Below are 8,635 nucleotides of genomic sequence, written 5' to 3'. Positions count from 1 at the left end.
ATTTATTTGGTTGGTTTCAACTTAGTGAAACCCGCACTCTGGCATATGTTCATTTCGTTAGAAATGATTACCTTACATTGTTCAGTTTTCAAAGATCTGTACTTCAGTTTTACGCTTGCGCGTCTTACTGACGACTTTGTTATTATAACAAAGTTTTTCGTTTTGTGTCAACTACTTTTTAAAACTTTTTTTCGAAGTTTTCTTCGAAACATCATTTTATAATGTAGTATATACAAAGCTCATAAGGAGCTAAAAAACGAAAGAAAAATGCTGACACATGGTCAGCATTTTTTAGTGGTGACTCACCCGCGACTCGAACGCGGGACACCCTGATTAAAAGTCAGGTGCTCTGCCAACTGAGCTAGTGAGTCATACTGGCAGGGGCGGCTGGGATCGAACCAGCGCATAATGGAGTCAAAGTCCATTGCCTTACCACTTGGCGACGCCCCTATGGGGTGAGTAGTGGGGATCGAACCCACGCGTAACGGAGCCACAATCCGCCGTGTTAACCGCTTCACCATACCCACCACAGTGGTCTTACGAGGTAACAGTCCCCCGTAACGAAGTATAGTATATCATCGCTCAGGGGAGACTGTCAACAACTTTTTACATAATCTTTATTGTATTTTTTCAAACGCACACAATCCGCATCATTCTGCCCTTATAAGGCTTTATGCGGTTGTCAAAGCGCCTTATATCGCCCTAAAGCGATACATTGCGTTTACTATTTAATACCCAAATATTCTTTTACAAAGTTAGGCAATGCAAATGCCGCCTTCTGTATTTCGTTATTGTAGTATTTAGTAGTAAATGTCTTTTCACGGTTAGGTGTCCAAGCCATAGGATCATACTGTTTGGAACCGATAGTGAAACAATGCATCCCTGTAGGATAAATTGGAATATATGCTGTATATAAGTTGGCATATTTAAAGTGTTTCTGCACAAAGCCGAATACTTTAGTTACCAGCGGCTGGTGCATCATAGGAGATTCTGTCTGCTGCACGAATAAGCCGTCCGGTTTCAACGCCTTCAATGTATTTGCATAGAATTCTTCTGTAAATAAACCTTCGCCGGGACCGATAGGATCGGAGCAGTCTACAATGATAACATCATATTTATTTTCCGCTTCCGCCATATATCCGATACCATCGCCAATTTTAACAGTCAACTTCGGATTTTCTTCAATCATGGCTTTTGCAATAGTTGGCAAATACTGTTTAGCCAATTCTACTACTTTACCGTCGATTTCAACCATGGTTACTGTTTCAACACAGTCATGGCGTACGCATTCTCTGGCTACACCGCCGTCACCGCCGCCGATAATCAATACATGCTTAGGATTTGGATGTAAAAATAAAGGCACATGGGAAATCATTTCATGATATATAAATTCTTCCCGTTCCGACGTTTGGAATACGCCGTCCAGTACCAACATATTGCCATATTCTAAACTATGAGCCACTTCGATTGTTTGAAATTCCGAAGCGCCCTTATAGTATACTTTATCTACTTCCGCACTTAATGTTAAATGTTCTGATTGATGTTCCACAATCCATTGTGACATACTGTGTCCTCCTATGAAATGTAATTACATCAGGCAGTCCGTCCTAAGGTCTGTCTTGCATATTACAACTATCTAATCCAACGTCTTATAAAGCAAGAATGCATTGTTCCAATCAGGCACAATACATACCTTAATCAAGAGACAATGCATCGCCTTGCTTTACTAAATTAATCTTCTTTTTTCTGAACGTATGCGAAGCCGCCACCCAGAATTGTATCCTTCAACCATTTAGCCAAGGAGAATTCACGGGAGATTTCTTCATCATACACTACACAGCGTACATCGTCGCCATCGTCAATAAGCTTAACGATAGGTACCCAGTGCCATGTGGAGAGCTCTTTTTCATTACCTCTGTGACGATTCAAAAATGCCACAGGAGAGTCGCTGGCGAGCCCCTGTTTAATAAAATTAGCGACCTGTGATAAAGGCGCACGACAGGCTGCAAAAGGATAGATGCCCATCATTTTTACCGTATATGGTAATCCTTTATCGTCAATGTATTCCTGCAGGCCTTCTTCCAGCCATTGCGTTTTGTACAAACCGCCGCCGAAGCGTGGTTTTACAAACTTAAATACATCTTCCATCCGTTTCAAAGCTGCTTCGCCGTCCTGACTTTCCGCAGGGTCAAGGATGTTATCACGGAACTGTACGTAGCTGATTACCTGCGTAGCCGTGGTAGGGCCACAGCCGGCTAATCGCTACCAGTCGTCGTGATACCATTCCTGATTATACCCATAGGAATAACGTCCGTCTTTTCTAACTTGCAGCCACTCAGGATGTTTTATACTTAAACTTTCCATCTAGAGTCAACCTTCTTATTTTAAACTGTTATAACAAATCGCTGTAAACAATTGTTATGCTTCAAGCCATTGAAAAAGGTCTTCGCTTATGCTTCCACTACTTCAACAGAAAGCATGCGATCGCCTTGGTTAATGCGGTCTACTACATCCATGCCTTCCACAACTTTACCGAATACAGTGTGAACGCCATCCAAATGTGGCTGTGGTTCGTAAACGATAAAGAATTGGCTGCCGCCTGTGTTAGGTCCGCGATGTGCCATAGATAAAGCACCGCGTTCATGTTTGTGTGGGTTGCCGATTAATTCGTCTTTAATTGTGTAGCCAGGGCCGCCTGTGCCGTTACCTACAGGGCAACCGCCTTGCGCAACAAAGCCCGGAATTACACGGTGGAAGGTTAATCCGTCATAGAAACCTTCTTTAATCAATTTTTCAAAGTTAGCTACTGTACCGGGAGCTTCTTTTTCGAATAATTCAATTTTAATATCGCCTTTTTCCATATGGATAATTGCTTGTTTCATCTATTCTACCTCCAAAAAGTTTCGAATTACATAACTTGCCATCATAAGACCGGACACGGATGGCACAAAGCCACAAGATCCGGGACTACGGGAATCATCATCTCGGGTCGGTGTCATCGGTTTTTCCGAAGAGAACACAACCGGTTGACGTTTGATACCGCGTTTGCGCAATTCACGGCGCATTACTTTAGCCAATGGACAAGTATGTGTTTTACTGATATCGGCCAGCGTGAGCATTTCAGGATGCATCTTATTGCCCGTCCCCATGGACGAAATACAAGGAATCCCTAATTTTTGACATTCTTCAATGATAGCCAGTTTAGCAGTTACCATGTCAATCGCATCGATGACAAAGTCTACTTTTATATCTTCCAAAAACGTAGGGTACGCTTCCTTTGTATATACAATATCGTATGTATCAATCTGCATATCCGGGCGAATGGACAGCGCACGTTCTTTTGCCACTTCCACTTTGCGACGACCGATTGTCGCCTGCGTCGCAATCAGCTGACGGTTCAAGTTACTTACTGTAACTTTATCCCCATCGATTAGCACTATACGGCCGATGCCGCTTCGCACTAACGCTTCCATAGCAAAACCGCCTACACCGCCACAGCCGAACAAAGCCACCGACTTGGTGCCCAATTCAGCAATTTTTTCTTTCCCCACCAGCCATTCAAGGCGGGTTAACATATGTTCCATGCTCAAACTCCAAAATCTAATTACTCAATTTCCTCTAAGCCGTTATTGCCTAATCGACGAATTAGCGGTTAGCAGGAATTACTTCCAACCAATATCCATCAGGATCGGCGATAAAATAAATACCCATGTTAGGGTTTTCATATACAATACAGCCCATTTCTTTGTGCTTTTTATAGGCACCTTCATAGTCATCCACAGTGAATGCCAAGTGGAATTCATTATCGCCCAAGTTATAAGGACGGTCCCAGTCGCGTAACCAGGTCAATTCCAACTGATGAGATGTCCCTGGGCCTTCTAAGTAAACAATTTTAAATGAACCGTCTTCCGGCTCAATGCGACGGCCCGGTTTCAAGCCCAATGCTTCTTCATAGAAAGCAATACTTTTGTCTAAATCGCGAACGTTGAAGTTGTTGTGCACCATTACAAATTTCATGACATAGGCTCCTTTCAAACGTAGTTATACATAATTAATTTAAAACCGGGAAGCTTACGTTTCCCGTAATGCTTTAATACTAACAACAATCAACTCCTATTATATTGATTGCCATTATATAGTATCATATTTCTCGATATATTGCTATGTTATGACCTTACTATCTTGAAAAGATTGCTTCTTTTAAAAAACAGTTTTGCATCCTTTAAAATCAGCACTCGCTCTTACGAGTTAATTTGTCGTTTTAAGGCACTACAAATTTGGCCACACTGCCCTGTTCAACAGGTTGCACTTCCAGATGCGCCGGTATGCGGGACCGCAGCTCCGGCACATGAGAGATGATACCCACCAGACGGCCGCTGGCCTGAAGCTCTACAAGACTCTCCATGGCAATATCCAAAGAGTCAGGATCCAAGGTACCAAAGCCTTCGTCGATGAAAATGGTATCCAAGTGAATGCCACCTGCATAGGCCTGGATTACATCGGCAAGCCCCATGGCCAGTGACAAGGAAGCCAAAAAGGTTTCGCCCCCCGATAAGGTATTGGCCGGACGTGCCACCCCTGTGTAATTGTCCAGTACGGACAGGTCCAGGCCTCGATGGCCGCGCCCCAAACCTTCTACCGGTGTACGCTGCAGTTCATAACGACTGCGACTCATTTGACGAAGTCGCAAGTTTGCCGCATTCACTACTTCCTCTAAAATAGCGCCCAGCACATAGAGTTCAAAGGTTACACCGCGCAAGCCGGTCTGACCGCCGTTTGCCATATCGGATAAGCGGAATAAAAAGTCACTCTTCTTGGTGATTTCCAAATTATTCGCTACCAGATCTTCATATTCCTTAATGGTTTTTTCCAGTTTTTCAATGCGCTCCCGTTGTACAGCCAGATCTTTTATGCCGTCTTCATATTGAGTCCCCATGGCTTGCTTTTGCTCCGCCGTCACAGACGCATCTGCCGCCGGCAATGCCCCTAAGGAACTCTCATGATTCTGTATCTGTGTTTTCACAGCCAAACAAGCGTCATTGTAAGATTATAATTGTTCTTCCAAGGTCTCTTTTTTATCTATATAGCTGTTCAGTTCACTCATGCGCGCTTCACTGAGATCCGCCTTCGCAAGGGCTCTCTCATAAAGTTCTTTCGTCTTCTGCAACTCATCCTGCACCACTGACAGACGCTGTTTCTTATTCTGTTCATCCGTGCCACAGGACGTTTCACGACGATTGTTAGCCAATCGGGCCTGTTCGTTCGCCTTTACGGCCTCAATATGATTAGTTACCCATGTTTCTTTTTCATCCAAATCCGCCTGCCAAGCATCTAAATCACCGGTAGGCAATTCGCGGCGAAGTACATCCAGTTCCGCCTGCTTCACAGCCAGTTGCTTTTCCGCATCACCGTAGGCGCGCTGTGCCTCTGCGACTGCATCATCCAATTTTTTTAACGAATCAGCGCCGTCCTTCAGCTGCTTTTCTATACGCTGTAATTGTCCGCGCTTCGTTCCAATCTGGTTCAACAAAGGTTTCAAATTTTCAGAATGCTCCGTAAATTCCAGATTCAATCGGCCCCAGTCTGTAACACCTTTATAGGAATCTAAAAGGCCTTTTACTTTAGCTATTTGTTGCTCCAGCCAATCTGTATAGACTTGAACGGCCTCTTGTACATTCTTTGCCTTTTCTGCTTGCAGTTTTGTCGCGCTGTCTACGTCCGCTTCCGCAGCAGACACACGGCGTACGGCCCCTTCATGGGCCTTTTCTTTTTTCGCCAACACATCTGCATTGAAGTCGTCAATGTATGTGGCCTTATGAGGATGCTCCAAGGAGCCGCACACAGGACAGGCCACGCCGTCTTCCAATTCATCCGCCAAATGAGCGGCCTGTTGCTGGACAGCTTGCGCTTTGGCCAACTTCAACTCCGCCTGCGCCTGAAGCTCTTCCGTCTGCCGTTCCACCAAGGCCAACGTTGCCCGCTGCAACGACTGTTCCGCCTGTTGCAATTGCGCTCCAGCCTGCTGCACTGAATTTACATGACGCAAACCGTCATTCCAAAGGGTCTGCTCGTTCAGCAGCATCCCTTCGCCGTCTACAGCTGCACGAAGTTCATTTTGCTTCTGTTCCAGGTCCATCATTAAGGCGCGACGTTGTTCCAACTCCTCGTTCAGCCCCTTTATGTTTTCCTCTTCCAAGGCAAGCTTCGCCGAGTCGGTAGCAATTTTCTTATCCAGCAAATCGGCTTCCGCAAGCTTCTGTTTCGTCTTCAAAGCTTCTTGCAAAATGCTCTCATAGGCTTTACGTGTATCTTCCAAACTTTGCAACTTCTCATATTCTGCAGTGAGCTGCGCCTTCTCTTTTACAATCTCTTTCAGTGACTCCGCCAAATTAAACAAACTGTCATTCAACGCTTGCTGCTCCGTATTCAATTCATCAATTCGTTGTTTATGCATTGCAATAGGTTTATAGGCGGCCAACTGTTTTACAATGACATCCACCGCATTCATCTCGGCTCGCTTGCCAAGTAATGTCTCTTCTCGTTGTCGGAATCGTTCCAATTCCTGTTCCAATTGGGCACGCTTCACATTATTGTCGTAAATCTTAGTTACCGCATCAAAATCCTTCTTAAACGCTGCGAACTTTGTCTCACTATCGCTCAATCCTTGCTGTTTTACAGTCAGTGAATCCTTAAGTGCCGCATAAGTATCTACATTTTCAGACTGCAGCAAATATTGCTGCCGATCAATCACTGTTTTAGCCGATGCCACCACTTCGTCATATTCGTCTTTTAGCATATCCTGTAAACGCTTGAACACATCTGTCTTAAAAAGACTGTGCATGAGTGCCTCACGATCTGACGTATTGGCAACGAGTAATTTACGGAACTCACCTTGTGGAAGCAGTACAACCTGCAAAAACTGATTAAGACGAAAGCCTAGAATTTCCTGGATCTTATTGGCTATATCCGTGCTGCGGCTACTGTATTCCTGCCATGCCCCATCCTGCCAGGACCATAAAATGGCAGTCGCTTCATACATACGGGTCCCTGTGCCGCGCCGTTTTTTCAGCTCTTGTTTCGGTTGCCGTTCAATGCGGTATTGTTGTGTTCCAATAGAGAAAATAAACTCCACTTTCGTAGGTGTCTCATCGTCTGCATAATCACTGCGCATGGTCTGACCGCTGCGAAGACCGCCACTGGTTTCTCCGAATAGGGCAAAAACCATGGCATCCAAGATTGTCGTTTTACCGGCGCCCGTAGGTCCTGCAATTAAAAAGAGCTTATGATTTTTCAAGTCATCAAAGTCTAAGGTCATGGTCTTGCAAAAGGGACCAAATGCACTGATGGTAAGTGAAATAGGTTTCATTGCTCCTCCTTCAAAATGCGATTCCACAGACGGTTTATATAGGTCTTCTCTTCCTCCGTCAAAGGTTCATCACGAACGGCGGCCGTAAATTGTTCAAACAGTTCCGATTCCGACAAATTTTTATAGGATACGTCCTGCACCGCATCAGCGGACTGTTCCATGCGACCAGCCAATTCAAGACTCATGGCCATAGGATAAGCGGCACGCAAACGAGGCATGCCGTCAATCACAGGAGATTTGTCCAGAAGTCGGAACAAAACGTAGTCCTCCTTGTGTTTTGTCTGTAAATCCACATTAGTAATAAGGTCATTAAATTCACCGTCCAGCACAACCACATCATGAGGTGGCGTAATCGGCACGGTTTCAATTTGGCAGTTTCCGTCTCCATCCATATCAATGATGGTGAAACTTTTATTATAATTTGCTTCATCAAAGGAATATTTTAAAAGGGAACCGCTGTAACGTGTTTCAGGTCGTCCCATTTGCTGCGGACGATGGATATGTCCTAAAGCGGTATAGTTAAACGGAGAAAATACATCCATCCCCACATTGGCGGAACCGCCGATAACCAGAGGCCGCTCCGACGGCGACGTTTCACTGCCTGCCACCATAGCATGAGCCATGGCCACACTGCGTTGCCCTTCCGGAATAAGACTCTGTATATATTGAGACCAGGCCAAATAGGTGTAGCCATAATCGGTAGCAACGGTCTCTTCAATCAGCGTTTTGCCTAAATTGGCCTGCACGCTTTCCAAGGTATTGCGAACCGAGCGAGGTTCTGTAAATGGAAATGGGCAGAACCAAACCGAACCATGTTCATCGGCCAGTTCCAATGGCGTTAGCGCCCGGTCCATGCGTCCCCACACATGAAAGCCCATAGGGGCGAACAGTTCTTTGCCCACTTCCAGGCGTTCCGCGCTGTCGTGGTTACCGCCGATAACGAGGACCGGTATTTTTAACTCTTTGGCGACTTTCGTTAGCACTGTATCCCACAGTTCCACCGCTTCTACAGGCGGTACCGCTCTGTCAAAAATATCACCGGCAATAACTACTACATCAATCTTCGCTTCCGTCAGCAATTTTAAAAATTGATGCTCCAATACGTAGGCCTGATCCTCCGTCAGATGGCGCGCATAAAAAATACGCCCCAAATGCCAATCCGCAGTGTGTAGTATTCTCATAATGACTCCTTACTTACCTCATAATACTAAACGCTAAGTCCTAAACCCTAAATCCCAAGCTCTAAGACTAAGTTCTAAGCCTTAAAAT

At 45.0% G+C, this 8,635-nt stretch carries 8 protein-coding genes and 3 tRNA genes; all 11 read right to left on the bottom strand.

From position 1 onward, the window contains the following. Window positions 1-295 precede the first annotated feature (295 nt). Window positions 296-371: transfer RNA gene (locus tag KHZ77_RS09425), tRNA-Lys, on the bottom strand. A 4-nt stretch (window positions 372-375) separates the two neighbouring features. Then, window positions 376-450 (bottom strand) — tRNA-Gln (locus KHZ77_RS09420). A gap of 1 nt (window position 451) precedes the next feature. Beyond that, window positions 452-527: transfer RNA gene (locus KHZ77_RS09415), tRNA-His, on the bottom strand. Window positions 528-724: 197 nt separating this feature from the next. After that, the gene (gene speE / locus KHZ77_RS09410) at window positions 725-1,564 is read right to left on the bottom strand and encodes a polyamine aminopropyltransferase (protein ID WP_295198305.1); all 840 of its coding nucleotides are present in this window, start codon (window positions 1,562-1,564) and stop codon (window positions 725-727) included. A 167-nt stretch (window positions 1,565-1,731) separates the two neighbouring features. Next, window positions 1,732-2,148 (bottom strand): hypothetical protein, encoded by a 417-nt coding sequence (locus tag KHZ77_RS09405; protein ID WP_295198303.1) that lies wholly within the window; start codon window positions 2,146-2,148, stop codon window positions 1,732-1,734. A 302-nt stretch (window positions 2,149-2,450) separates the two neighbouring features. After that, a complete protein-coding gene (locus tag KHZ77_RS09400) occupies window positions 2,451-2,882 on the bottom strand; it encodes a peptidylprolyl isomerase (protein ID WP_295198301.1) in 432 nt (143 codons plus the stop codon). Then, complete coding sequence (locus tag KHZ77_RS09395) at window positions 2,883-3,584, bottom strand: tRNA threonylcarbamoyladenosine dehydratase (protein WP_295198298.1); 702 nt, start codon at window positions 3,582-3,584, stop codon at window positions 2,883-2,885. Between the two features lie 61 nt (window positions 3,585-3,645). After that, window positions 3,646-4,017, bottom strand: coding sequence for a VOC family protein (locus tag KHZ77_RS09390; protein WP_295198296.1), 372 nt, complete (start codon window positions 4,015-4,017; stop codon window positions 3,646-3,648). A gap of 244 nt (window positions 4,018-4,261) precedes the next feature. Further along, window positions 4,262-5,023 carry an SbcC/MukB-like Walker B domain-containing protein gene (locus KHZ77_RS09385; RefSeq protein WP_295198294.1) on the bottom strand — a complete coding sequence of 254 codons (762 nt, stop codon included), beginning with the start codon at window positions 5,021-5,023 and terminating at the stop codon, window positions 4,262-4,264. A 24-nt stretch (window positions 5,024-5,047) separates the two neighbouring features. Beyond that, window positions 5,048-7,366, bottom strand: a complete 2,319-nt coding sequence (locus KHZ77_RS09380) for an SMC family ATPase (RefSeq protein WP_295198291.1) — start codon at window positions 7,364-7,366, stop codon at window positions 5,048-5,050. Continuing rightward, window positions 7,363-8,547 (bottom strand): exonuclease SbcCD subunit D, encoded by a 1,185-nt coding sequence (locus tag KHZ77_RS09375; protein WP_295198288.1) that lies wholly within the window; start codon window positions 8,545-8,547, stop codon window positions 7,363-7,365. The genes KHZ77_RS09380 and KHZ77_RS09375 overlap by 4 nt, the downstream gene beginning before the upstream one ends. Between the last annotated feature and the right edge of the window lie 88 nt (window positions 8,548-8,635).

It is taken from the genome of Veillonella sp., assembly GCF_018364065.1.
In the GTDB taxonomy this organism is placed as follows: domain Bacteria; phylum Bacillota; class Negativicutes; order Veillonellales; family Veillonellaceae; genus Veillonella_A.
Note: the sequence above shows the minus strand (reverse complement) of the source record. Positions and strands in the feature narration are given on the sequence as shown.

Bases quoted from the DNA above. Each gene is read 5' to 3' on its own strand.
- KHZ77_RS09390 (WP_295198296.1), bottom strand. From the start codon at position 4,017: ATGAAATTTGTAATGGTGCACAACAACTTCAACGTTCGCGATTTAGAC.
- KHZ77_RS09395 (WP_295198298.1), bottom strand. From the start codon at position 3,584: ATGGAACATATGTTAACCCGCCTTGAATGGCTGGTGGGGAAAGAAAAA.
- KHZ77_RS09380 (WP_295198291.1), bottom strand. From the start codon at position 7,366: ATGAAACCTATTTCACTTACCATCAGTGCATTTGGTCCCTTTTGCAAG.
- KHZ77_RS09400 (WP_295198301.1), bottom strand. From the start codon at position 2,882: ATGAAACAAGCAATTATCCATATGGAAAAAGGCGATATTAAAATTGAA.
- KHZ77_RS09405 (WP_295198303.1), bottom strand. From the start codon at position 2,148: ATGGAAGATGTATTTAAGTTTGTAAAACCACGCTTCGGCGGCGGTTTG.
- speE (WP_295198305.1), bottom strand. From the start codon at position 1,564: ATGTCACAATGGATTGTGGAACATCAATCAGAACATTTAACATTAAGT.
- KHZ77_RS09375 (WP_295198288.1), bottom strand. From the start codon at position 8,547: ATGAGAATACTACACACTGCGGATTGGCATTTGGGGCGTATTTTTTAT.